The sequence below is a fragment of the Actinomycetospora termitidis genome, from assembly GCF_030286555.1.
GTDB classification, from domain to species: domain Bacteria; phylum Actinomycetota; class Actinomycetes; order Mycobacteriales; family Pseudonocardiaceae; genus Actinomycetospora; species Actinomycetospora termitidis.
The window spans coordinates 210,870-232,829 of the sequence record NZ_JASVWF010000009.1; the positions used below are offsets into that span (position 1 = coordinate 210,870).

A 21,960-nucleotide genomic window follows, 5' to 3' on the forward strand; every position below is an offset into this window, starting at 1 on the left:
GGGAGCGTCGGGTGGACTCGTGCGGGGACGTCGGTGGCCGCGATCGCGGCGGGCGCTCTACCGACAGAGCGCGGAGGCGACCCGGAGCAGGTCGATGTGCTCGCGCACGGTGAGCTCCTGGCCGGGCATGTCCCGGACGCTAGGGGGCCGGACGGGGAATCACAACCTCGGCGATTGGGATTGTGACGCGGCCGGTGCTGCGGGCCGTCCTTGCGCCGTTCGCCGCAGGTGCGATCGAATGATGCGCATGGATGCAGGTGGACTCCGGGCCTTCGGGCTCACGGCCTTCTGGCCGAGCCGCCGCGTGCAGGAGTTCGACCAGTGGTGTCGCCGGGCCGCGTGAGCCCGCTGCCCGTTCCCCGCGTGCCTCCGCGGCCGGTCCGTGCCGACCCCTGACGTCGAACCCGCAGAGAGGACCCCCGGTGTCCGTCACCGACGACTACCTGAAGAACAACGAGACCTACGTCGCGCACTTCCCCGGCGAGCTGCCGCTGCCGCCCGCCCGGAAGACCGCCGTCGTCGCGTGCATGGACGCGCGCGTGAACCCCTACGGCGCGCTGGGGCTGAAGGAGGGCGACTCGCACGTCATCCGCAACGCCGGCGGCGTCGTCACCGACGACACGATCCGCTCCCTGGCCATCTCGCAGCACCTGCTGGGCACCGAGGAGATCATCCTCATCCATCACACCGACTGCGGCATGGTGACCTTCACCGACGAGCAGTTCGCCGAGATCCTCGAGAAGGAGACCGGTCAGCGGCCGTCGTGGACCGCGAACGCCTTCCCGGACGCCGAGCAGGACGTCCGCGACTCCATCAAGCGCATCACCGACAGCCCGTTCGTCAAGAACAAGGGCTCCGTGCGGGGCTTCGTCATCGACGTGGCGACCGGGAAGCTGCACGAGGTGTCGTGAGCACCGGTTGAGCGAGGGGCCCCTTCGGTCGATCTACTCGACCGGAGGGGCCCTCCGCTCGACCGGGCCGCGGTGGGCCGTGGGCGCCCACGGCCCGTCTATCCGACCGACGGGGCCCTTCGCTCGTTCACGACGGCCGGTCCGGATCAGGCCTGCGCGACCTCGGCCGTCGCGGCGTCGTGCTCGGCGCGCTCGCGGCGGGCCGAGCGCACGGCCACCACGATCGCGGCGATCCAGGCCACGGCGAGCACCAGGAGCACGGTGACCAGCGCCGTCGTCGGGACGTCGAGGGCGTTGAGCAGCGTGCGGGTGTTGGTGAGGATGATCAGCCCGCCGGCCGCGGTACCGAGCACACGAGCGGGCAGGATCCGCACGAGGTAGGCCGCGAACGGGGCGGCGACGATCCCACCGACCATCAGCGCCGCGATCGTCGTCCAGTCCAGCGGCTCGTCGGCCAGGGCGAACAGGAACCCGATGCTCGCCGACAACGCGATGACGAACTCCGCGGTGGACACGGACCCGACGACCTTGCGGGGCTCCAGCCGACCCGACGCCAGCAGCGTCGGCGTGGCCACCGGACCCCACCCGCCGCCGCCGGACGCGTCCAGGAACCCCGCGACCAGGCCGACCGGGGACAGCAGTTTCCCGCCGGGCCTCGGCCCCGCGACCACCTTCGCCGCCACCGTGCGCGAGCTGAAGCGGACCAGCACGTAGATCCCGAGCAGCAGCAGGATCACCGACATGAACGGGGCGGCGTCCTCGGTGAGGTTGACCAGCACGTACGCGCCGAGCACGGCCCCGACGGCGCCGGGCAGGGCGAGCAGGCCGACGACCTTCCAGTCGACGTTGCCGAAGCGCCAGTGCGAGACGCCGGAGACGAACGTGGTGCCGACCTCGGCGAGGTGCACCGACGCCGACGCGACGGCGGGCGCGGTGCCCGCGGCGAGCAGGACCGAGGTCGAGGTGACCCCGTAGGCCATCCCGAGCGACCCGTCGACGAGTTGCGCGACGAGGCCCGCGAGGGCGAAGACGATGAACGTGGGCATGCGGGAACCTGTCGACGAGGGTGGTCGGGGCAGCGGTCAGCCCCGACACACCGCCGACGTCACCCGCATCAGGTCCACGTGGGCCCGACCGACGAGGAGCGTCACGCGTCCACCGGGGTCGTCACCAGCGGCCGGCCGACCAGCCCGGCGGCCAGCGTGTCGCCCGCCTGCGGGTCGATCACGAGGAACGACCCGGTGGCGGCGACGCGGTCGTACTCGTCGAGCGGCAGCGGCTCGGCGACGGTGATCGCGACGTGCCCGATGTCGTTGATCTCCAGCGTCCCCGGGTCGGCGTCGAGGGCCAGGGTCTGGATGTCCAGCCGGTCCTCGACCGCGGTGATCATCGCCTGCACGGTGTGCGTCCCGTGCTTGACCAGGAGCCGGCGCCCGGGCGTGAGCGGCTTGTCGTGCAGCCATGCCAGGGTCGCGGTGAACTCCGTGACCGGCTCGGGCGCGGACCCCGCCGCCACGATCACGGCACCGCGGGCGATCCCGAGGTCGTCGGCCAGCCGCAGGACGATGCTGTCGCCCGCACCCGCCGTCGGGACGGAGTCGGTGTACCGGTCGATGCCCTCGACCGTGGTGCGCTGCCCGTCGGGGAGCACCACCACCTCGTCGCCCACCGCCACCGTGCCGGCCGCAACCAGACCCGCGTACCCGCGGTAGTCGGGGTACTCCGCCGAGCGCGGCCGGATCACGGTCTGCACCGGGAAGCGGAACGGCGCGGCGTCGTCGGGACCGTCGACCGGGACCGACTCGAGGTGGTCGAGCAGCGTCGGGCCGTCGAACCAGGGGGTGCGGTCGGAGGCGAGGACGACGTTGTCGCCCTTCTTCGCCGACACCGGGATCGTCACGACGGCGTCCTCGGCGTAGCCCAGGGCCTCGGTGTGCTCGCGGAACTCCTTGGCGATCGTCAGGTAGGTCGCCTCGTCGTAGTCGACCAGGTCGATCTTGTTGACGGCGAGCACCAGGCGCGGCACCCGCAGCAGCGCCATGACGGCGGCATGACGGCGGGTCTGCTCGACCACGCCGTGGCGGGCGTCCACGAGCAGCACCGCGAGCTGCGCGGTGGACGCACCGGTGACGGTGTTGCGGGTGTACTGCACGTGGCCGGGGGTGTCGGCGAGGACGAAGGACCGACGGGGCGTCGCGAAGTACCGGTACGCCACGTCGATGGTGATGCCCTGTTCACGTTCCGAGCGCAGGCCGTCGACCAGCAGTGACAGGTCGGGCTCGCCGTCGGCGCTCTTCGAGGCCCGCTCCACCGCCTCGAGCTGGTCGGCCAGGACCGACTTCGTGTCGTAGAGCAGCCGACCGACGAGCGTGGACTTGCCGTCGTCGACGGAACCCGCCGTCGCGAGCCGGAGAAGGTCGGTCATCTCAGAAGTAGCCTTCCTTCTTGCGGTCCTCCATGGCGGCCTCGGAGAGCCGGTCGTCGGCACGCGTGGCGCCGCGCTCGGTCAGCCGGGACTCGCGGACCTCGGCGAGCACCTCGTCCAGGGTCGTCGCGGTCGACTCCACCGCGCCGGTGCACGAACCGTCGCCGACCGTGCGGTAGCGGACGGTCTTCGTGACGACGTCCTCGCCGTCGCGCGGACCGCCCCACGGGCCCGACGTCAGCCACATGCCGTCGCGGGCGAACACGTCGCGGGTGTGCGCGTAGTAGATCGTCGGCAGGTCGATCCCCTCGCGCTGGATGTAGCGCCAGACGTCGAGCTCGGTCCAGTTCGACAGCGGGAACACGCGCACGTGCTCGCCCGGCTTGTGCCGCCCGTTGTAGAGGTTCCACAGCTCGGGCCGCTGTCGCGAGGGCTCCCACGCGCCGAACGCCGTCCGGAGCGAGAAGATCCGCTCCTTGGCCCGGGCCCGCTCCTCGTCCCGACGCCCCCCACCGAAGACCGCGTCGTGGCGGTGCTCGGCGATGGCGTCGAGCAGGGGCGTGGTCTGCAGCGGGTTGCGGGTGCCGTCGGCGCGCTCGGACAGGCGCCCGTCGTCGATGTAGTCCTGCACGCTCGCGACCTCGAGCGTCAGCCCGTACCGCTCGACGACGGCGTCGCGGAAGGCGATGACCTCGTCGAAGTTGTGGCCGGTGTCGACGTGCAGCACCGGGAACGGGATGGGCGCGGGCCAAAACGCCTTGTGCGCGAGGTGCACCAGCAGCATCGAGTCCTTGCCGCCGGAGAAGAGGATCACCGGGCGGTCGAACTCGCCGGCGACCTCGCGCATCACGTGGATCGCCTCGGACTCGAGGACGTCGAGCTGGTCGGTGGTCGCCGGGAGGGGCGTGACGTCGACGCTCATCCGTGCAACCCGCATTCGGTCTTGGTGAAGCCCGCCCAGCGGCCGCTGCGCGGGTCGGCGCCGGGCGCCGGCTTGGCGGTGCACGGCTGACAGCCGATGGACGGGTAGCCCTCGGCGACCAGCGGGTTCACCAGCACCGCGTGCTCGGCGATGTAGGCGTCCATCTGCTCGTCGGTCCAGTGCGCGATCGGGTTGACCTTCGCGAGACCGTGCCGCTCGTCCCACGTGACCAGCGGGGTGTTCGCCCGGGTCGGGGCCTCGACGCGGCGCACGCCGGTGACCCAGGCGTCGTAGAGCGCCAGGGTCTTCTTGAGCGGCTCGACCTTGCGCATCCCGCAGCAGGCGCCGGGGTCGGTGGCGAACAGGTCCTTGCCGAACTGTGCGTCCTGCTCGGCGACGGTCAGCTCCGGCTCGGCCTGGACGATGTTCACGCCGTAGACCTGCGCGACGGCATCGCGGGTCCCGAGGGTCTCGGCGAAGTGGTAGCCGGTCTCCAGGAACAGCACGTCCACCCCGGGCCGCGCCTCGGCGCCGAGCTTGACCAGCACCGCGTCCTGCATGTTCGACGCGACGATCAGCCGCTCGCCGTAGGTGTCCGCGGCCCAGGTGAGGATGTCGTGGGTGAGTTCGAGGTGGTCGGTGGACCCCTCGAGCGCCGCGAAGCGCTCGCCGGCGGCCAGGGCGTCGGCCCGGGTGGCGGTCTCGGTGCTGGTCATGCGACCACTCCTGTCACGACGAAGGTGCTGCGGCAGTCCGCACACCTCCAGGCGCCCTCGGGGGACTCCTGGGGGTGCAGGTCCTGCTCCCCGCAGTACGGGCAGTACTGGATGGCCAACCTCATTGCAGCTGCGCTTCTTCCGCCCGGAGCACCCACTGGGCGAAGCGCTCGTCGTCGTCCCGGCCCGCGACGAAGGCCCGGACCAGCCGCTCGACGTACGGGCCCAGCTCGGAGGAGAGGACCTTGTGGCCGCGCAGCTTCCGACCGAAGCCGGAGTCCAGGCCCAGCTCGCCGCCCAGGTGCACCTGGAACCCGGCGGCCGGGTTCCCCTCGGCGTCGTTGACGATCTGGCCCTTGAGCCCGATGTCGGCGACCTGCACCCGCGCGCACGAGTTCGGGCAGCCGTTGAGGTGGATCGAGATCGGCGTCTCGAGGTCCCCGGCGACGTCCGCGCACAGCTGTTCGAGCTCCGTGACGAGGTCGCCCGCCCGGTTCTTCGTGTCGACGAACGCGAGCTTGCAGAACTCCAGGCCGGTGCAGGCCATCGTCGACCGGCGGAACACGCTCGGTCGCGCCGGCAGCCCGAGGTGGTCCAGCGCCGTCGTCAGGGTGTCGACCTTCTCCTCGGCGACGTCCAGGACGACGATCTTCTGGTACGGCGTGAGGCGGATGCGGGTGGACCCGACGTCCTCGGCCGCCTTCGCGACGCCGACGAGGGTGGATCCCGACGTCCGGCCCGCGGGCGGCGCGACGCCGACGTACTTGCGGCCGTCGACCTGGTCGTGGATCCCGACGTGGTCGATCGTGCCCGCGATCGCGTCGGGCGCCGGGCCGTCGAGCATCGTCCGGTGCAGGTACTCGTCCTCCATGACCTGCCGGAACTTCTCGGGGCCCCAGTCGGCGATGAGGAACTTGATGCGCGCGCGGGTGCGCAAACGGCGGTAGCCGTAGTCGCGGAACACCGACACGACGGCGTGCCAGACGTCCGGCACCTCCTCGAGCGGCACCCACGCGCCGAGCCGCACCGCGAGCTTCGGGTTGGTGGACAGGCCGCCACCGACGTGCAGGTCGAAGCCCGGACCGTGCTCGGGGTGGTGGACGCCGACGAAGCTGACGTCGTTGACCTCGTGGGCCACGTCCTGCTGGCCGGAGATCGCGGTCTTGAACTTGCGCGGGAGGTTCGACAGCGACCGGTCGCCGATGTACTTAGTGGCGATCTCGTCGATGGCCGGGGTGCCGTCGAGGACCTCGTCGGCGCTGATCCCGGCAACGGGGGAGCCGAGGATGACGCGCGGGCAGTCGCCGCAGGCCTCCGTCGTCGTCAGGCCCACGCCCTCGAGGCGACGCCAGATCTCCGGGACGTCCTCGACCCGGATCCAGTGCAGCTGGATGTTCTCGCGGTCGGTGACGTCGGCGGTGTCGCGCGCGAAGGTCTGGCTGATCTCGCCGATGACCCGCAGCTGCTCGGTAGTGAGGGCGCCGCCGTCGACCCGGACCCGCATCATGAAGTAGGAGGCGTCGAGCTCCTCCTCCTCGACGTGCCCGGTGTCGGTGCCCGGGAAGCCCTCGGCGCGCTGGGTGTAGAGGCCCATCCAGCGGAAGCGCCCGCGCAGGTCGGCCGGGTCGATCGAGTCGAAGCCGCGGTGGGCGTAGATGTTCTCGATCCGCGCCCGCACGTTCAGCGGGTTGTCGTCCTTCTTGGACTGCTCGTTCTTGTTCAGCGGCTCGCGGTAGCCCAGCGCCCACTGCCCCTCGGCCTTGCCCTTCCGGGCGCGCTTCGGGGCGGCCTTCACCGGCTTGTCGTCCGAGACGTCCTTGAGGGGCGTGGTCTCGGCGTAGGACTCCTCGGGGGTCGAGGCGCCTTCGCTCGACGGGGCGCTGGTCATCGGTGGTGCGTCCTCCGGGGCGCGGGCGCGCGCGACGACCCGGCGGGCCTGCGCGCACCCGCTGACGATCGTGGTGGTGGTGTGCCCCTCGCCGGGGCGTCAGCGGCGTGCGATCAGCACGCCGGGCAGAGTGCGCTGGCGACGCGCGCGAGGTCGACGTGGGGTCGGCCGACGAGCATCAGGTCCAGGGCACGCACAGCGCCCAAGCCTGCCATGCCGGAGACGGTGATTCCACCGGCGACGGGTGTGTGGTGCCGCGCACCTCCGCCCCGGGGTGTCAGCAGTGCGGCCATGCTGACACTGGACGTCACAAAGGTGGTCGGTACGGCGCGCACAATGGACGGATGCCCTCCGTGCCCCCCGGCGGTGAACCCGCCCCGGCCGACGGCGTGCTCCCGCCCGACGCGCTGACCGGGCTGGGGACGCGCCCGTTCGGCGTCTACGTCCACGTGCCGTTCTGCGCGACCCGGTGCGGGTACTGCGACTTCAACACCTACACCGCCACCGACCTGGGGCTGAGCTCGTCCGACGACCCGGCCTCGCCCGCCAGCTGGCTGGAGGGCCTCCGTCGGGAACTGGATCTCGCCGCCCGCGTGCTCGGGTCGCCCCCGGCGGCCGACACCGTCTTCCTCGGCGGCGGGACGCCGTCGCTGCTCGGCGCCGACGGGCTGACGGCGGTGCTCGACGCGATCCGGGCGACCTTCGGGCTCGCGCCCGGCGCGGAGGTGACCACGGAGGCCAACCCGGAGTCGACCACCCCGGAGCTGCTCGCCGCGATCGCCGACGCCGGGTACACGCGCCTCTCGCTCGGGATGCAGTCCGACGTCGACCACGTCCTCGCCGTGCTCGACCGCCGCCACACCCCGGGTGCCGCCGTCTCCGTGGCCCGCTCCGCGCTCGATGCCGGCATGCGCCACGTCAACCTCGACCTCATCTACGGCACGCCCACCGAGACCGACGACGACCTCCGCCGCTCCCTCGACGCCGTGCTCGCCTCCGGCGCCGACCACGTGTCCGCCTACTCGTTGATCGTCGAGGACGGCACCGCGCTCGCCCGCCGCGTGGCCCGCGGGGAGCTGCCGATGCCCGACGACGACGTCCTCGCCGACCGCTACGAGATCGTCGACGACGTCCTGTCCGACGCCGGGTTCGGCTGGTACGAGGTCTCCAACTGGGCCCGGACGGTCGGCGCCCGCTGCCGGCACAACCTCGGCTACTGGTCCGGCGGCGACTGGTGGGGCGCGGGCCCGGGCGCGCACTCGCACGTCGGCGGCGTCCGCTGGTGGAACGTCCGCCACCCGGCCCGGTACTCGAAGCAGCTGGCCGCGGGGGAGTCCCCGGCCGAGGCGCGCGAGCTGCTCACACCGGACGACCGGCACGTCGAGCAGGTGCTGCTGGGACTCCGCACGGTCGACGGCCTCCCGGCCGCGGTCCTCGACAACGCGGGCCGCGCGGCCGCCGGGCAGGCGGTCCGGGACGGCCTTCTCGACGACGGGTCCTGGGCGCGCGGGCGGGCGGTCCTCACACGGCCCGGGCGCCTGCTCGCGGACGGCGTCGCGATCTCGCTGACGGGCTGAGGCGCCGACGGGCCGCGCGAGTGCGACGTGGCGCAGGTTCACGAGGCTCGGCACCTGCGCGGTGCAGTTCTCGCGCCTCGACCCGGCCCGGCCGGCGGAAACCGCTTCCACCGGAATCGCGTCTGCGGCGCGTGTCAGGGTCCGGGGCTCCCGTGCCCCGCACGGTGCGCGGAAACCGCTTCCACCGGAATCGGATTTGCGGCGCGTGTCAGGGTCCGGGGCGCCCGTGCCCCGCACGGTGCGCGGAAACCGCTTCCGCTGGAACCGGATTCGTGGCACGTCTCGAGGTCCAACGCTCCGCAGCGTGACCGTCGATCACGGTGAGCGCCCGGCCGGGCCGTCGAGCGAGCACGCTCGGGCTCATCAGGCGCCCGGAACCGCCGAGGGGTGCTCGGTGATCATGGGGCTCCGCGCTCGGCGTGGTCACGAGCCGGACGCCGCGGGAGCGATCGGCGTCTCGTACCGCCGGCGCAGCAGCACGGCGCCCGCGCACAGCACCTGGACGACGACGAACCCAGCGGCGACCGGCAGGAGCAGACCGGGGACCGAGGTGCTCGCCGGCGGAGCGAGGAGGGCGACGCCGAGGACGAACACGGTGTTCACGACGGCGAGGCGGGCGTAGCGGACGGCGCGTCCGCGGGCCTGGTGCTCGCCGAGACGGTGGATGACGAGCAGGCGGGCAGCGCACCCCAGGAGCATCAGCGCCAGCACCGGGGCCGCGGCCCGGTACGGCCCACCGAAGAGGCCGAGCAGGGGCCCCGAGATCGCGGCTCCGAGGGCGATCGGCGGGAGCAACAGGAGCAGCAGGCGGCGCCGGGTCGCCCTCGCCAACTCGTCCGCCCGTTCCGGCGCCCGTGCGATGCCGGAGGACAGCGGAGCGACGAAGTACAGCGCGACGACGTCGATCACCGTGATGGCCTGCCAGACCAGGAAGAACGATGCCCCGACCTCGGGCCCGAAGCGGAAGGTCACGACCAGCGGCACCTGGTTGTAGAGGACGGCCGTGGCGATCTTCCCGCTGTAGGTCGGGCCGAGGAACGCGACCACGTCGCGCCGGTGCGGGACCCACGGCTCCGTGTTCCCGGGCGACCGGGACAGGGTCTGCGCGACGACCACGGCGGCGAGCACGACCGCGCCCGCGGTCGGGAGGAGCCACGACCACACGACACCCACGGTGGTGAGCGTGGCGCCGAGTCCCAGCAGGACGGCCAGCCGCGCCACGGCGAACAGCCCGATGCGGCTGGGCGCCCACCACGGTCGTCCGAGCCCGACGAGGACGAAGTCCTGCTGCTGGAAGACGGCGTAGAGCATCGCGGTCAGCACGAAGAGTCCGGCGGCGACGGCGCGGTCCCCGTCCGGTCCCGCGGCGGCGTCCACGACGAGCGAGGAGTGCGGCAGCAGCACGTACACCAGCGCGACGAGTCCGGCGAGCCCGGCGACCGTCCCGGCCCCGCGCAGGACGAGCACGCGGGCCGCGCCGCCGGCCCGCGGGAGCCACCGCATCAGGCCGATGCCGAGGTTCAGGTCGGTGCAGCCGGCCACGAGCAGCGTGGCGGAGACGAAGGCGGCGGCGGTGCCGAGCTGGGTCGGGGTCAGCACACGGGCGGCGAGGACCCAGCTGACCATGCCGACGAGGGAGGCGCCGGCGGCGGAGAGCGACATCGCCACGCCGTCGCCGGCCGTGCCGCGCCACCACCGGCGCCAGGTCGCGACCCGGCCGGGAGGCCGGGGAGGTCCTGTGGGCTCGGGCTCCGGGAGGTTCAAGAGCGCGCCGCGCCCTCCGGGCGGCGGTGGTGGCCGAGGCGCGACAGCACCGCCGCAGCCGCGAAGAGCATCTGCCGTCGGGCCCGGGCGGTGCGGGCGCCGACGAGGCTGACGGCGAGATCCCCCGGGTGTCGGCTCCAGGAGGCGTCCCGGGCGAGCGCCGTGGTGAAGGCCCGTTGCACCGTGAACTCCCGTCGGCCCGCGGTCGCCGTCACGGTGCCGGGGCGGACCCGGAAGGCCGCCACGGACTCGGTCTGCCCGAGAAAGTCCCCGCGAGCCAGGAGCCGCGCCCAGAGGGAGATGTCCAGGGTGAACTGCTCGCGGTCCCGGACCCCGCCGACGGCCTCGTAGTCAGCCCGCCGGAACATCACCGAGGCCGGCGGGCCGATGGGGTTGCCGCCGTGCCGCACCACCCGCCGGACGAGGTCGTCGCTGCCGATCCGCCCGGCGACGTGCCGGAGCAGGCGGTTCGACGTCAGGACCCGGTCGTCCCCGTCGATCATGTCGACCCGCCCGGCGACCAGGGCGAGCCCCGGGTCCGACGCGAGCGCGGCGACCTGCAGCTCGAGGCACCGGGGGTGCAGGACGTCGTCGGCGCAGACGACCTTGACCAGATCGCCCCGCGCGAGTCGGACGGCGCGGTCGAAGCTCTCGGTCAACGGCACCGTCGACTCCGACCGGTACCGGCGGATGCGGGGGTCCGCGAAGGAGCCGACGACATCTGCGGTCCCGTCGGTGCTCCCGTTGTCGCGGATCACGAGCTCGAAGTCGGAGTATGTCTGGTCCAGAACGCTCCGGACGGTCCGGGCGAGGAACTCCCGCCCCTGGTATACGGGGATGCACACCGACACCGAGGGTGTGGGCGGGTCCGGCGCGCCGACGTGCCCCACCCGATGCTCGACGAGCCCCGCGACGACCTCGCGCACGCACTCCTCGACCGGGCGCCCGACCGTGATCACCCGGAGCTCCGGAGCGTCGGGCACCTCGTACGGGTCGTCGACGCCGGTGAGGCCACGCAGGTCCCCGGCGCGCTGCCTGGCGTACAGGCCCTTCACGTCGCGGAGCGTGCACTCCTCGAGCGGGGTGTCCACGTGGACCTCGACGAAGGGGAGCCCGTCCTCCTCGTGACGGGCGCGCACCTGCTGCCGGACGTCCGCGAACGGGGCGATGACCGGGACGACCACGATGACGCCGTGGGCGGCGAGCAGGCGTGCGGCCCACCCGATCCGTCGGACGTTGGTATCCCGGTCGGCGCGGGAGAAGCCGAGGTCCGCGCACAGTTCGGCGCGCACCGCGTCGCCGTCGAGCACCTGGACGCGCAGCCCGCGTCCGCGCAACACCCGCTCGACGCCGTCCGCGATGGTCGACTTCCCCGCGCTGGGCAGACCGGTCAACCACACCGTGCCCCCGCAGGCCTGCACCCCGCCGTCGGACATCGATCGCTCCCTGCCCGGTGACCGACGCGCGCTGTCCGCGATCGGGTGCGCGCTGATCGGGTGACGAGTGCGGCTGACAATTGCTCCGGAGTGTAGCCAGATCGGCGCCCCGCGGCGATACTTCCCGCTGGTCGGGCAGGCGAGAGGTCGTGGAACGAGGTGGTTGTGAACGCTCTGTCACTTTCCCAGCTCGGTGCCCTGAGTGCGGAGCACCGGCGGGGAGTCGCCGGCGCACTCGCGGTCGTGGGCGTCGTCGCCGGCGTCCTGGTCGCTCTCGACGCCGCCGGCACCCTGCTCGGACCGGTGCGGGCGGTCACCACCGTCGTCTTCATGATCCTCGGCCCCGGGTGGGCGATCGCCGGATTCCTGCGTCGGAGCGCTCCGGCGCTCGTCTGGGCCGTCGCCGTCGCGGTGGGCTGCGCCGTCGGCGGCCTCGGCGCCCAGGCGATGCTCGCCGCGGGGTGGTGGCACCCGGATGCCGCGCTCGTCCTGCTCGTCCTGCTCTGCGTGCCCGCCCTGGTGTGGCACGTCGTCCGTCGGCGGTGACCGGCACCGTGGTGCCGACACCTCAGGGCGGGCGGACTCCCGCGGTCTCGGTCTGCATCCCGGTGTACCGCGGGGAGGACCACCTGGCGACCACCATGGAGTCGGTCCTCGCGCAGACCTTCGACGACTTCGAGCTCGTCGTCCTGGACAACTGCAGCCCCGACCGGTCTGCCGAGATCGCCGCGTCGTTCGACGACCCCCGTATCCGGCTCGAGTCCACCCCCCGCGTGCTGCCCCTGACCGAGAACTGGACCACGGCCGTCCGCGCCACCCGGGCGCCCCTCGTGAAGCTGCTCTGCGACGACGACCTGCTCCACCCGCGGTGCCTGGAGCTCCAGGTCGCGGCGCTGCAGCACGAGCCCGACCTCGCGCTCGTCGTGTCGCGCCACCACCTCGTCGACGGCGACGGCCACCTCGTGGTCCCGGCCCGGTTCCTGCGGGGTCTGCTCGGTCGGCGGACCCACGCGGAGGTCGTGCGGCGGGTCGTCCGCAGCGGTGCCAACCCGATCGGTCCGATGTGCGGGGTGACGTTCCGGCGCGCCGCCTTCGACGCCACCGAGGGCTTCGTCAGCGACAAGATCTTCATCGCCGATCTCGACCTGCTCGTGGCCATGTCCGCCCACGGCGCGTTCCGGGGGCAGCGCGAGAGCCTGGCGGCGTACCGCCTCGTACCCACCAGCGTCATCGCCCGCGCCCGCCGCGAGCACTTCCGGGTCCAGGAGGCGTTCATGACGGAGCTGCGGGCCTCCCCCGGGAGCCCGGTCCGGCGGGTCGACGCCCTGACCGGCCACCTCGCCGCACCATGGGCCCGCGCCCGCCGTCGCGCCGGATCCGCCCTCGCCGAACGACGGGGGGCCTGAGATGACGTCGACCAGCGTCCGCGGCGGCCGCCGGACGGTGGACCTGCGGGAACGGCCGGCCGAGGATCGGACGGGCCGGGCGACCGGCCGTGCGCGGTGGCCTGCCGCGGCGCTGCCGATCCTCCTGGGGCTCGCCGCCCTCGCGTGCCTCGTCCCGGCGGTGCGGGACACCCGGTTGGACCTGATCGGCGGGCTCGGCCTGGCCGGTGTGCTGTCCCCGTGGGCCTGGGTGGCGCTGACGTGCGCCGTGCTCGGCGCGGTGACCGAGTTCGGGCGCGCCCGCCCCCGATCCGTCGTCCTGGTCGCGCTGACGGGCGTCGTGATCCTCTGCTCGACCGGCCTCCCGTCCCTCGTCGAGTCGGCGGCGCGCATCCCCGCCGCGTGGACCCATCTCGGCTTCGTGGAGGCCATCGCGACGACGGGTCGCCTCCCGGTCGGCGTCGACTCCCGGTTCGCCTGGCCGGCCTTCTTCGCGCAGTGGGCCTGGATCTCCGACGCCGCGGGCGGGTTGACGTTGGACGGGGTGCTGCGCTGGACGCCACCCGTCGTCGTCGCCGTCTGGGCACTGAGCGTCCACGCGATCGCCCGACCCCTGCTCGGCGGGACACGGGCGCCGTGGGTGGCCGTCTGGTTGTTCCTCGGGACGAACTGGATCGAGCAGGACTACTTCTCCCCCCAGGCCACGGCCATGGTCCTCGGCCTGGCGGCGCTGGCCTGCGTGCTCGGACCCCTCGCGACGGGGCGCGGCGACCCCGCCGGCGGACGCTGGCCGCTGCCCGCCCCCGGGAGCCCGCCCCTGCCGGTGTCGCGCCGTATCGTGGCCGCCGCCCTCATGCCGGTGCGCCGACCCGAGGGGGCGGCCGCGCAGTTCCTCCTCCTCTGGCTCGTCGTCGCCCTGTGCCTCGCGGGCGTCGTCCTCTCTCACCCGCTGACGCCGTTCGCCCTCGGCGCCCAGCTCCTCCTCCTCGCCCTCGCCGGCCGTTTCTGGGGACGGTGGCTCGTCCTGGTCCTCGTCGTCGTCGAGCTCACCTGGTTCGTGCTCGGCGCCCAGGAGTTCTGGCAGGCCCGGCTCTACCTCGTCACCGGGGACGTCGGGGACGTCGGCGGGTCGTTGATGAGCGCCCTGGTCGACCGCCTGGTGGGGGACCCCGGCCAGCTCGCGGCGAAGGTCGGGAGGGTCCTGCTCGCGGCGGCCACGTGGGGCCTCGCCCTGGTGGGCGCCTGGGTCCGGTGGCGCCGGACCGGGACGTGGCTCGTCGCCGCCCTGGCGGCCGCGCCGCTCGGTCTGGTCCTCGTCCAGAGCTACGGCGGGGAGGTGCTCCTCCGGGTCCAGCTCTACGCCCTGCCGTTCCTGGCGGTCCTCGGCGCGGAGGCCGTGCGGGCCGCGGGGCGCCGGTGGCGCGGCACGCCGCCGGGCCGCGTCGTCGAGGTGGGGCTCGTGCTCGGGATGCTCCTCCTGTTCGGCCTGCTCGTGGTCCTGCGCGGAGGCAACGACGCCTACGTCGGGGTCCAGGCCCGGGACGTCGCCTTCTCCCGCAGCGTGCTCGCGGGTGTCCCACCGGGGAGCAAGGTGCTGCGCCTGACGAACGAGGGACCGATCCGCGTGACGCGCGCCGGGGACGTGGTCCAGGCGACGTCGACGCCGGGCTGTTCCCGGATCGCCGACGACCCGCTCGGCTGCCTGGCGAAGGAACGGCCCGACCTGGTGCTCGTCCAGCCGGCCATGGAGGCGGAGGGGCGGTTCCTCGACGGCTTCGCGCCGGGGTGGTCGCGGGCGATGGTGGAGCGCATCGTGGCCGGCGGGACGTACCGGGTCGTCCGGGACGAGGGCACGAGCCTGGTGCTGGCGAGGGTGGAGAGGCGATGAGCGTCGTCGGGGTCGGATGGGGTCTGTTCGCCGCGTTCGTCGTCCTGCTCGGGCTCCGGGTCGTGGTGACCGAGGCCGTCCGGCCCACCTACCGCGTCGAGGCCGGTCCGCGGCGGGTCGTGCGCACGATGGACGTGGCCCTGGTCGTGGTCCTGGTCGCGCTCGCCGCCGCGCTCCTGGCGGTCATCGGGCCGCCGCTGCTCGCGCGGTGACTCCTCACCGCCCCGGGTCGTAGTCGCCCTGGGGCGGGACGGGACCGGGGAGCACGGGCGTACCCGCCGGCGGCAGCCGGTGGAACCGGGCCCAGTCGACCTGCAGGCGCGCCGGGACGAGGTCGCCCGGCCGGTAGGCGTCGAGCTGGACGTTGAGCTTCATCGGCCGCGTCGGGATCGCGGCGGGGCGGGTCACGGTGGCGCGGACGGCACCGTCGACGAACCAGGTCACGTGGTCGGGCGCCACCTCGACGGCGAACGTGTGCCAGGCGGCGAGATCCAGCGGGATCGCGAGGTAGTCCTGCTTGCGGGGCGGGTAGTGGACGAACAGGTTCACCTCGCCGGTCCCCACGTCCGCCTCGGCGAAGTCGACGTCCCGCTCGCCGGCGTCGTAGGCCCCCGTCGCGGGGATGAGCGCGATCACCGCGTGGTACGGCCGGGCCCCCGGCCCCCGGCCGTCGGCGCGGGCACGGACCTCCCAGCGCCCGAACCGGGCATCGTCGCCGTCACGCGCCATGCCCGCGCTCACGGCGTCCGCGGTGCCCGCCTGCGTCAGGACCCCGCCCGCCACCGTGACCTGCGACGGTCGGCGCGACCCGTTCCCGTCGTGGCCGGGGCTGTCGTACACCGACCACCGGGGGTCGAGCGTGTCGCCCGCGAACTCGTCCGCCCACGCGGGAGCGCCCCACCCGTGCGCGGCCGCAGCGGTCGCGGCGGGCGCATCGGCCCCCGCGGCCTCGAGCGGCCACGTGGTGGGAGCCGCCGGGGGCCGACCCGCTCCCGTGACGCAGGCCCCGAGGGCGACCGCCACGAGCACCACGGCGACGGCTCCGACGGCCCGGCCCCGTCCGGACCGCGCGGGGCCGCTGCTCGTGTCCGCGTCGATGCCTGCCCCCCGGAACCGGACCGCACGCTCAGGCGGCGTGGTCGTGCTGATGATGGCCGCTCGGGACCCGCCACGGATAGCCGTAGTGTCGCAGCCACGGCAGCGACAGGGCCGTCGTCACGCCGCGGTCGAGCGGTCGCTGCGCCGTGCGCCACTCGTCGTCGAGACCGATGGTGATCTCCCCGGTCCGGAACCGCCCGGGGTTTCCGGCGATGGTGTGGTTGCCGGGCAGGACAACCGTGCGGTCGTCGGTGAAGGGACCGTCCGGCACCGGTTCGCCGAGGAGGTCGAACACCTGCGCGACGGTCTCCCGGGGCGCCGTCATGAAGTCCTCGTAGCGGAGCTGCAGGTAGCGGTCGGGCGGGTACGCCCGCGCGGCCCGCTCGGCGAGCAGGTTCCAGCTCACCCAGTGTCCGACGTTCATGAGCCGCCCATGACGGTGCATCGGCTCGGGCCGCGCGGTCGACGGGTCGGCCTTGACGCGCTGCCAGGAGTAGGCGCACGCCCGCGGGTCGCGGACCATGTGGAGCAGGTAGGGCCGCACCCCGTCGGCGAGGGCCGTCGTCACGGCGTCCGGCGGTCGCTTCGAGGCATCGACGACGACCCGCGCGCCGGCCACGTCGGCGACGGCCCGGTAGAGGCGGGACAGGACGCCCGCGTACTCCGCGGCGCCGGCGGGCGGGTCCCCGCGGCGCACGGCCTCGACCAGTGCGTGCGTTCGCAGCACGGCGAGGGGTCCGTGCCGCAGCGCGAGCATCCGCTCCGGATCGGGCGGGGGACCGCCGAAGGCGCGGTCGAACACCGCGGCCCAGAACGCGCAGTCCGGAACCGGTGTCCCGCAGCCGCACCGCCGGCGGCCGAGCAACCCGAGCTCCCAGAGCTGCGTCACCTCGCCGGCGGTGACCACGTCGGGGTGGGCCCCGAGGAGGTTGTCCATCAGCGTCGTGCCGCTGCGGCCCCATCCCACGAGGTAGAGCACCTTCGGTCCGTCGTCGGGCGCGTCGGTCGTGCCGTCCGCGTTCATCCGGATCCCCTCGTGTCCCACAGAGCGGGAGCAGAGGGTGACAAGAAGGTCGATGCTTGACCCTTGCTTCACTCTGGTGGACGCTCTTCCGCGAGTTCATACCCACTGCTGTTCTCGGAGCGTAGTCGATCCGGGCTCGTCGTCGGAACGGATCGCGATCACGAAGGGGATGTCCGATGGCAGCAGCAGCGGGTGGGCGCGCCGCGAACGCCGACATCCCGGTGGTGATCTTCGCCGGCGGGTTGGGGACGAGGCTGCGGGAGGAGACCGAGCGCGTTCCCAAGCCCATGGTGCGCATCGGCGACGAGCCGTTGCTGTGGCACATCATGAAGCTGTACGGGCACTACGGCTTCCGGCGGTTCGTGCTCTGCCTGGGGTACCGCAGCGAGGTCGTCAAGCAGTACTTCCTGACCTTCCGCGAGCACGTCGCCGACCTCCGGATCGACCTGTCCGGAGCACAGCCGCCCCGGATCGTGGGCCGGGCCCGCACGGAGCCCTGGGACGTCGTCTGTGCCGAGACCGGACTGCTCACCGGCACGGGTGGGCGACTCAAGCGGGTGCGGGAGTACGTGGACGCGGACACGTTCATGTGCACCTACGGGGACGGGATCGGTGCCGTCGACCTGCAGGCGTTGCTCGACCATCACCGGTCGCACGACCGCGTCGCGACGGTCACCGGCGTGCGTCCCGGCGGCCGGTACGGGGAGATGGAGATCGACGGCGACGCGGTCCTGGAGTTCAACGAGAAGCCGGCGTCGTCCCGGAACTGCGTGTCGGGCGGGTTCTTCGTCTTCGACCGCAAGGTCTTCGACTACCTGACCGACGAGGACGACCTCGTGCTGGAGCGCGAGCCGATGCGGAAGCTGGCCCGGGACAACGAGCTGTCGGTGTACGAGCACCACGACTACTGGTTGGGGATGGACACCTACCGCGACCTGACGCAGCTGAACGACCTGTGGCTCGCGGGAGAGGCGCCCTGGCGGGTCTGGACCTGAACCGGTGTTCGGCGCGGGGGCGGGTCGGTCAGGACGACGGAGCGGGGTCGGCCGCCGCCTCGATCGCGCCGGGCGACCGTCCGGGGTAGGGCTTCACGCCGTAGCAGCGGTCTTCGCGTCGGGGTCCCGGGTGGGTGCTGGACCAGGAGGCCTCCCGGAGCACGGTGCGCAGGACACGCCATCCGTCCCGCCACGGGCGGAGGTGGGACGTCCCGCTGAGGCGGGGCAGCTCCGTGGACGGCACCTCGGCGACGCGGAGTGCGGCGCGCGCCGCGCGGCAGAAGATCAGCGCCTCGATCTCGAAGCCGTGCCCGTACCCGTGCCCCGCACGGTCGCGACCCGCGGGCGTCCCCAGACCGCCCAGGTCGAGCAGCGGGACCACGTCGGACCACAGGGCGGCGTAGCCGTAGCAGAGTTCGCTCCACCGCAGCCGGTACCCGCCGTTGGTCAGCGCGGTCAGGGCCCGGTTGCCGCACCACCGCAGCAGCGAGAGGTCCCGCGAGCCCCCGCCCGCCACGGCCCGCGAACCCTTGACGACGTCGGCGCCGCTCAGCAGGGCGCCGACCAGACCGGGAATCTCTCCCGGGTCCATGGAACCGTCCCCGTCCATCATCACGACGATGTCGCCGGTCGCGAGACCCAGCCCCAGGGCGAGAGCCGCCCCCTTGCCCGGCACCGGCTGCTCCACGATCCGCACGTCAGGGCGGCAGCCCCGGGCGACCGCGACGGTACCGTCCCGCGACCTGCCGTCGACGACGACCACCTCGTCGACGTTCCCGCCGATCCGGTCGAGGACCCAGCCGATGTTGGCCGCCTCGTCGAGGGTCGGGATGACGACGCTGACCCGTGGGATGACCCCGGCCCGTCGCCCGCTCCGCGGCTGAGGGAGGACGACGGACGCGGTCGGCCCCGACGGGCGTCCACCCGTGCGCGGCACGGGACGGAAGCGGGTCGGCGACCGGCGCGACGGTGCGAGGGCTGCGCCGGGTGGGTCGTTCTCACCCTCAACGAACCGCTTCACGCGCAACCCCCTGCTCGTCACCCGGACGGGTTGACACCGTAGCGGGTGATCGGCGATCAGCGATACAGCGAGTAGTCGCCGGGTCGAGCCGTCGTTCAGAATCGCTCGGTCCTGCTCCGCTCGTGGGGGAGAACGGTCGACACCGGACACCCTCCGCTGCCATGCTGCGCCCGACCGGGAGGGGAGATTCGGGTGCTCAGGTACGCCGGGGCCGTCGCCGCATCGAAGGCCTTCTCGGCGACGGCGGTCGGGCGACGGGTCTACCACCACCTGGGGCGGCAGGCCCTGGAGCGGCTACGGGTCGCGGAGGGTCTCCCGCAGCGCTACGTGGACCGGGCGGACCGCCTCCTCGCCCAGGTCGCCCGCCACGACGTGCTCGCCCCCGGGGACCGGGTCCTCGAGATCGGGACCGGGTGGGTGCACTGGGAGGCCACCGTCCTCGCCCTGCACCACGACGTCCGGGTGACCATGCTCGACGTGCGGGACAACCGTCTTCCGCGCGCCTATCGGGCCTATCTCGCGGGGTACCGCGCCCATCTCGAGAGCGTTCCGGCCTCCCTCGCGCCCGCCGGTCGGGACCGCGCGCTCGACCGACTGGGTGCCGCCCTCGACGCCCCCGACCTGGACGGCGTGTACGACCTCCTGGGGCTCGAGCACGTCGTCGAACCGACGGGCAGCCTGGCCGGTCTGGACGCGGGGCGGTTCGCCCTTGTCGTGTCGGCCGACGTCCTCGAGCACCTCCCGACGGCGTCGCTGGCGGCCCACGTCCGGGAGGAGCTCGAGCGGGTCCGTCCGGGCGGGTACGCCATCCACCAGATCGACCTGGTGGACCACTACCACTACTTCGACCCGTCGACCTCGCCGAAGACCTACTACCGCTACGGCGACGGGACGTGGCGGCGCTGGTTCCAGAGCGAGGTGCAGTACTTCAACCGGGTCCAGCGACCGCAGTGGCAGGCCCTGTTCCGGGACGCCGGGTGGTCGGTGGTCGAGGACGGGGTGGCGTGCGGCGAGATCGGTGAGGTGCCGATCGCCGCGCCCTTCGCCGCGCTCTCCCCGGCCGACCGGGACTGCCTGCAGATCCTCGGCGTGCACCGGCGTCCGGCGTGACCCCGACGTCGGCGGTCGTCGTCTGCACGTACACCGCGCGGCGGTGGCCCGAGCTCTGCGCGGCGATCGCCTCCGTCCGCGCGCAGCGACCGCGTCCGCTCCGGGTCGTGCTCGTCGTCGACCACGACGAGGACCTCGGCGGGAGGGCGCGCGCGTCGTTCCCGGACCTGACCGTCCTCGAGAACGTCGGGCGGCGCGGCCTGTCCGGGGCGCGCAACACGGCCGTGGCCCACCTCGGCCGCTCCGTCGACGTGATCGCCTTCCTGGACGACGACGCCGTGGCGCGGGACGGCTGGCTCTCGGCGCTGCTCGCGCCCTACCGGAACCGGCGGGTGGCTGGCGTCGGCGGACCCGCCTACCCGCGGTGGCCGGGGGGCACGGCCCCGGCGGTCCTGCCCCGCGAACTCCGCTGGGTGGTCGGGTGCACCTACGCGGGCCAGTACCCCGAGCGTGCCTCCGGCCCGTCGGTGGTCCGCAACCTCATGGGGTGCTCGATGTCGGTGCGCGCCGACCTCCTCGTCCGCCTGGGCGGGTTCGCCGAGGAGCTGGGGCGGGTCGGGTCGACGCCGCTCGGTGGCGAGGAGACGGACCTGTGCATCCGGGCGACGCAGCTCGATCCCTGCTCCACGTTCGTCCTCACGCCCGACGCGGCGGTCGACCACCAGGTGTCCCCGGAACGCACGACGATGAGCTACGTGTGGCGCCGGGCCTACGCCGAGGGCGTCACCAAGGCGGCGCTCGCCGAGCGGGTCGGGAGCCGGGACGGGCTGGCCAGCGAGCGCGCGTACACCCGGTCGGTCCTCCCGGCCGCGGTCCGTCGGGAGCTGACGTCCGCGCTCCGGGAACCGAGGTCCGGCCACGATCATCTCCTCGCGGCAGCGGCGATCGTCGTCGCCGTCGGGGCGGCCGCCACCGGATACCTGCGGGGCCGCGCCGCCGGCCGCCTGCGCGGGTCCGCCGGCGCTCGTCGGTCCGGAACGGTCGTCGCGACGACGGGCCCCGGGCGCGCGAGTGCGACCTGACGCAGCCTCGAGGCAACCGGAACCTGCGTCTTATCGTTCTCGCAGTCGACGGTGCCCGGGTCTGCGGCGCGAGTGCGACATGGCGCAGCGTGGGAGTGCCCGGAAGCTGCGTGGTGCAGTTCTCGCGCCTCGACCCCGCACGGTTCGCGGAAACCGCTTCCACCGGAATCGGATTTGCGGCACGTGTCGGAGTCCGAGGCGCCCGCGCCCCGCACGGTGCGCGGAAACCGCTTCCGCTGGAATCGGATTTGCGGCACGTGTCAGGGTCCGGGGCGCCCGTGCCCCGCACGGTGCGCGGAAACCGCTTCCAACGGCACCGGATTCGTGGCACGTCTCGGGGTCCACCGCTGCGAAGCGTGACCATCGATCACCGTGCGCACCCTCCCGGGCCGTCGAGCGAGCTCCCTCGGTGCCGCCAGGCGCCCGGAAACCGCCGAGGGTGCTCGGTGATCACCAGCGGCGTCAGCGCGGGCCGAACCCTGCCGCCGCGCCGCCCTCGCCCGCGCGGTAGTCGGCGGCCGTCGAGCGGAGCGCCCCGCCCAGTGCGCCGAGCCCCGTCGCCTCCTGCTCGATTGCCGTCATGCCCTCGGCGGCCTTCGGGTCGTAGCGCGCCGCGAACGTGCGGCCCTGCTCGTCGTCGCCGGCGACATCGCCGAGCCCGCTCAGCGACGACCGCAACGACGCGCAGGCGTCCGCGGCGATCCGCGCGGCCTCGTCGAACCGCGCGGCCGCCGCCTCGAGATCCTCGGGTCGGGTGCCGAATCCGCCTGCCACGTGA

At 73.5% G+C, this 21,960-nt stretch carries 23 protein-coding genes; 9 read left to right on the forward strand and 14 right to left on the reverse strand.

Going from position 1 to position 21,960, the window contains the following annotated elements:
* Positions 1-57: 57 nt before the first annotated feature.
* Positions 58-129, reverse strand: coding sequence for a putative leader peptide (locus QRT03_RS32270; protein WP_424511274.1), 72 nt, complete (start codon positions 127-129; stop codon positions 58-60).
* Between the two features lie 293 nt (positions 130-422).
* Here QRT03_RS32270 and QRT03_RS29430 point away from each other — a divergent pair, with 293 nt between their 5' ends.
* Complete coding sequence (locus QRT03_RS29430) at positions 423-911, forward strand: beta-class carbonic anhydrase (RefSeq protein WP_286056728.1); 489 nt, start codon at positions 423-425, stop codon at positions 909-911.
* Between the two features lie 146 nt (positions 912-1,057).
* Here QRT03_RS29430 and QRT03_RS29435 read toward each other — a convergent pair whose 3' ends face one another.
* The 7 genes from QRT03_RS29435 to QRT03_RS32275 all read right to left on the reverse strand — a co-directional run bounded on the left by QRT03_RS29435 (position 1,058) and on the right by QRT03_RS32275 (position 7,155).
* The gene (locus QRT03_RS29435; RefSeq protein WP_286056729.1) at positions 1,058-1,957 is read right to left on the reverse strand and encodes a sulfite exporter TauE/SafE family protein; all 900 of its coding nucleotides are present in this window, start codon (positions 1,955-1,957) and stop codon (positions 1,058-1,060) included.
* 101 nt (positions 1,958-2,058) lie between these two features.
* Positions 2,059-3,336 (reverse strand): sulfate adenylyltransferase subunit 1, encoded by a 1,278-nt coding sequence (locus QRT03_RS29440; protein WP_286056730.1) that lies wholly within the window; start codon positions 3,334-3,336, stop codon positions 2,059-2,061.
* Position 3,337: 1 nt separating this feature from the next.
* Positions 3,338-4,258 carry a sulfate adenylyltransferase subunit CysD gene (cysD, locus tag QRT03_RS29445; RefSeq protein ID WP_286056731.1) on the reverse strand — a complete coding sequence of 307 codons (921 nt, stop codon included), beginning with the start codon at positions 4,256-4,258 and terminating at the stop codon, positions 3,338-3,340.
* Positions 4,255-4,974 (reverse strand): phosphoadenylyl-sulfate reductase, encoded by a 720-nt coding sequence (locus QRT03_RS29450; protein ID WP_286056732.1) that lies wholly within the window; start codon positions 4,972-4,974, stop codon positions 4,255-4,257. Before QRT03_RS29450 ends, cysD begins: the two co-directional genes overlap by 4 nt.
* Entirely contained in the window at positions 4,971-5,099 is a 129-nt protein-coding gene (locus tag QRT03_RS29455) for an Insertion element protein (protein ID WP_286056733.1), read from the reverse strand. The genes QRT03_RS29450 and QRT03_RS29455 overlap by 4 nt, the downstream gene beginning before the upstream one ends.
* Entirely contained in the window at positions 5,096-6,862 is a 1,767-nt protein-coding gene (locus QRT03_RS29460; protein ID WP_286056734.1) for a nitrite/sulfite reductase, read from the reverse strand. Before QRT03_RS29460 ends, QRT03_RS29455 begins: the two co-directional genes overlap by 4 nt.
* A gap of 113 nt (positions 6,863-6,975) precedes the next feature.
* Positions 6,976-7,155 (reverse strand): putative leader peptide, encoded by a 180-nt coding sequence (locus QRT03_RS32275; protein WP_425604928.1) that lies wholly within the window; start codon positions 7,153-7,155, stop codon positions 6,976-6,978.
* A 51-nt stretch (positions 7,156-7,206) separates the two neighbouring features.
* On the opposite strand from QRT03_RS32275, the gene hemW reads away from it, so the two are divergent.
* Positions 7,207-8,439, forward strand: a complete 1,233-nt coding sequence (gene hemW, locus QRT03_RS29465) for a radical SAM family heme chaperone HemW (protein WP_286056735.1) — start codon at positions 7,207-7,209, stop codon at positions 8,437-8,439.
* Positions 8,440-8,862: 423 nt separating this feature from the next.
* Here hemW and QRT03_RS29470 read toward each other — a convergent pair whose 3' ends face one another.
* Both QRT03_RS29470 and cysC read right to left on the reverse strand, forming a co-directional pair.
* Positions 8,863-10,101, reverse strand: coding sequence for a polysaccharide biosynthesis protein (locus QRT03_RS29470; RefSeq protein ID WP_286056736.1), 1,239 nt, complete (start codon positions 10,099-10,101; stop codon positions 8,863-8,865).
* Positions 10,102-10,199: 98 nt separating this feature from the next.
* The gene (gene cysC, locus QRT03_RS29475) at positions 10,200-11,639 is read right to left on the reverse strand and encodes an adenylyl-sulfate kinase (protein ID WP_286056737.1); all 1,440 of its coding nucleotides are present in this window, start codon (positions 11,637-11,639) and stop codon (positions 10,200-10,202) included.
* Positions 11,640-11,882: 243 nt separating this feature from the next.
* Here cysC and QRT03_RS29480 point away from each other — a divergent pair, with 243 nt between their 5' ends.
* From QRT03_RS29480 to QRT03_RS29495, 4 genes are read left to right on the forward strand one after another with little or no spacing between them, the layout of a single operon-like run.
* The gene (locus QRT03_RS29480; RefSeq protein WP_286056738.1) at positions 11,883-12,185 is read left to right on the forward strand and encodes a hypothetical protein; all 303 of its coding nucleotides are present in this window, start codon (positions 11,883-11,885) and stop codon (positions 12,183-12,185) included.
* Positions 12,182-13,045 (forward strand): glycosyltransferase family 2 protein, encoded by an 864-nt coding sequence (locus QRT03_RS29485; RefSeq protein WP_286056739.1) that lies wholly within the window; start codon positions 12,182-12,184, stop codon positions 13,043-13,045. Before QRT03_RS29480 ends, QRT03_RS29485 begins: the two co-directional genes overlap by 4 nt.
* Position 13,046: 1 nt before the next feature.
* Positions 13,047-14,912, forward strand: coding sequence for a hypothetical protein (locus QRT03_RS29490; RefSeq protein ID WP_286056740.1), 1,866 nt, complete (start codon positions 13,047-13,049; stop codon positions 14,910-14,912).
* Complete coding sequence (locus tag QRT03_RS29495) at positions 14,909-15,124, forward strand: hypothetical protein (protein WP_286056741.1); 216 nt, start codon at positions 14,909-14,911, stop codon at positions 15,122-15,124. The genes QRT03_RS29490 and QRT03_RS29495 overlap by 4 nt, the downstream gene beginning before the upstream one ends.
* 4 nt (positions 15,125-15,128) lie before the next feature.
* On the opposite strand, the gene QRT03_RS29500 is transcribed toward QRT03_RS29495, so the two are convergent.
* Both QRT03_RS29500 and QRT03_RS29505 read right to left on the reverse strand, forming a co-directional pair.
* Positions 15,129-15,944: a glycoside hydrolase family 16 protein gene (locus QRT03_RS29500; RefSeq protein ID WP_286056742.1), complete on the reverse strand. Its 816-nt coding sequence runs from the start codon at positions 15,942-15,944 to the stop codon at positions 15,129-15,131.
* 94 nt (positions 15,945-16,038) lie between these two features.
* Positions 16,039-17,034, reverse strand: coding sequence for a sulfotransferase family protein (locus QRT03_RS29505; protein WP_286056743.1), 996 nt, complete (start codon positions 17,032-17,034; stop codon positions 16,039-16,041).
* A gap of 176 nt (positions 17,035-17,210) precedes the next feature.
* Here QRT03_RS29505 and rfbF point away from each other — a divergent pair, with 176 nt between their 5' ends.
* Positions 17,211-18,029 (forward strand): glucose-1-phosphate cytidylyltransferase, encoded by an 819-nt coding sequence (gene rfbF / locus QRT03_RS29510; protein ID WP_286056744.1) that lies wholly within the window; start codon positions 17,211-17,213, stop codon positions 18,027-18,029.
* A gap of 28 nt (positions 18,030-18,057) precedes the next feature.
* On the opposite strand, the gene QRT03_RS29515 is transcribed toward rfbF, so the two are convergent.
* On the reverse strand, positions 18,058-18,966 hold the full coding sequence (locus QRT03_RS29515; RefSeq protein WP_286056745.1) for a glycosyltransferase family 2 protein: 909 nt from the start codon (positions 18,964-18,966) through the stop codon (positions 18,058-18,060).
* A gap of 276 nt (positions 18,967-19,242) precedes the next feature.
* Here QRT03_RS29515 and QRT03_RS29520 point away from each other — a divergent pair, with 276 nt between their 5' ends.
* Both QRT03_RS29520 and QRT03_RS29525 read left to right on the forward strand, forming a co-directional pair.
* Positions 19,243-20,160 (forward strand): SAM-dependent methyltransferase, encoded by a 918-nt coding sequence (locus QRT03_RS29520; protein WP_286056746.1) that lies wholly within the window; start codon positions 19,243-19,245, stop codon positions 20,158-20,160.
* Positions 20,157-21,182: a glycosyltransferase family 2 protein gene (locus tag QRT03_RS29525; RefSeq protein WP_286056747.1), complete on the forward strand. Its 1,026-nt coding sequence runs from the start codon at positions 20,157-20,159 to the stop codon at positions 21,180-21,182. The genes QRT03_RS29520 and QRT03_RS29525 overlap by 4 nt, the downstream gene beginning before the upstream one ends.
* A gap of 462 nt (positions 21,183-21,644) precedes the next feature.
* Here QRT03_RS29525 and QRT03_RS29530 read toward each other — a convergent pair whose 3' ends face one another.
* A complete protein-coding gene (locus QRT03_RS29530; RefSeq protein ID WP_286056748.1) occupies positions 21,645-21,956 on the reverse strand; it encodes a hypothetical protein in 312 nt (103 codons plus the stop codon).
* Positions 21,957-21,960 lie beyond the last annotated feature (4 nt).

Excerpts from the sequence above, each read along its gene's own strand:
- QRT03_RS29435 (WP_286056729.1), bottom strand. The coding sequence starts at position 1,957 with ATGCCCACGTTCATCGTCTTCGCCCTCGCGGGCCTCGTCGCGCAACTC.
- QRT03_RS29440 (WP_286056730.1), bottom strand. The coding sequence starts at position 3,336 with ATGACCGACCTTCTCCGGCTCGCGACGGCGGGTTCCGTCGACGACGGC.
- cysD (WP_286056731.1), bottom strand. The coding sequence starts at position 4,258 with ATGAGCGTCGACGTCACGCCCCTCCCGGCGACCACCGACCAGCTCGAC.
- QRT03_RS29450 (WP_286056732.1), bottom strand. The coding sequence starts at position 4,974 with ATGACCAGCACCGAGACCGCCACCCGGGCCGACGCCCTGGCCGCCGGC.
- QRT03_RS29455 (WP_286056733.1), bottom strand. The coding sequence starts at position 5,099 with ATGAGGTTGGCCATCCAGTACTGCCCGTACTGCGGGGAGCAGGACCTG.
- QRT03_RS29460 (WP_286056734.1), bottom strand. The coding sequence starts at position 6,862 with ATGACCAGCGCCCCGTCGAGCGAAGGCGCCTCGACCCCCGAGGAGTCC.
- QRT03_RS32275 (WP_425604928.1), bottom strand. The coding sequence starts at position 7,155 with ATGGCCGCACTGCTGACACCCCGGGGCGGAGGTGCGCGGCACCACACA.
- hemW (WP_286056735.1), top strand. The coding sequence starts at position 7,207 with ATGCCCTCCGTGCCCCCCGGCGGTGAACCCGCCCCGGCCGACGGCGTG.
- QRT03_RS29470 (WP_286056736.1), bottom strand. The coding sequence starts at position 10,101 with ATGTCGCTCTCCGCCGCCGGCGCCTCCCTCGTCGGCATGGTCAGCTGG.
- cysC (WP_286056737.1), bottom strand. The coding sequence starts at position 11,639 with ATGTCCGACGGCGGGGTGCAGGCCTGCGGGGGCACGGTGTGGTTGACC.
- QRT03_RS29490 (WP_286056740.1), top strand. The coding sequence starts at position 13,047 with ATGACGTCGACCAGCGTCCGCGGCGGCCGCCGGACGGTGGACCTGCGG.
- QRT03_RS29495 (WP_286056741.1), top strand. The coding sequence starts at position 14,909 with ATGAGCGTCGTCGGGGTCGGATGGGGTCTGTTCGCCGCGTTCGTCGTC.
- QRT03_RS29505 (WP_286056743.1), bottom strand. The coding sequence starts at position 17,034 with ATGAACGCGGACGGCACGACCGACGCGCCCGACGACGGACCGAAGGTG.
- rfbF (WP_286056744.1), top strand. The coding sequence starts at position 17,211 with ATGGCAGCAGCAGCGGGTGGGCGCGCCGCGAACGCCGACATCCCGGTG.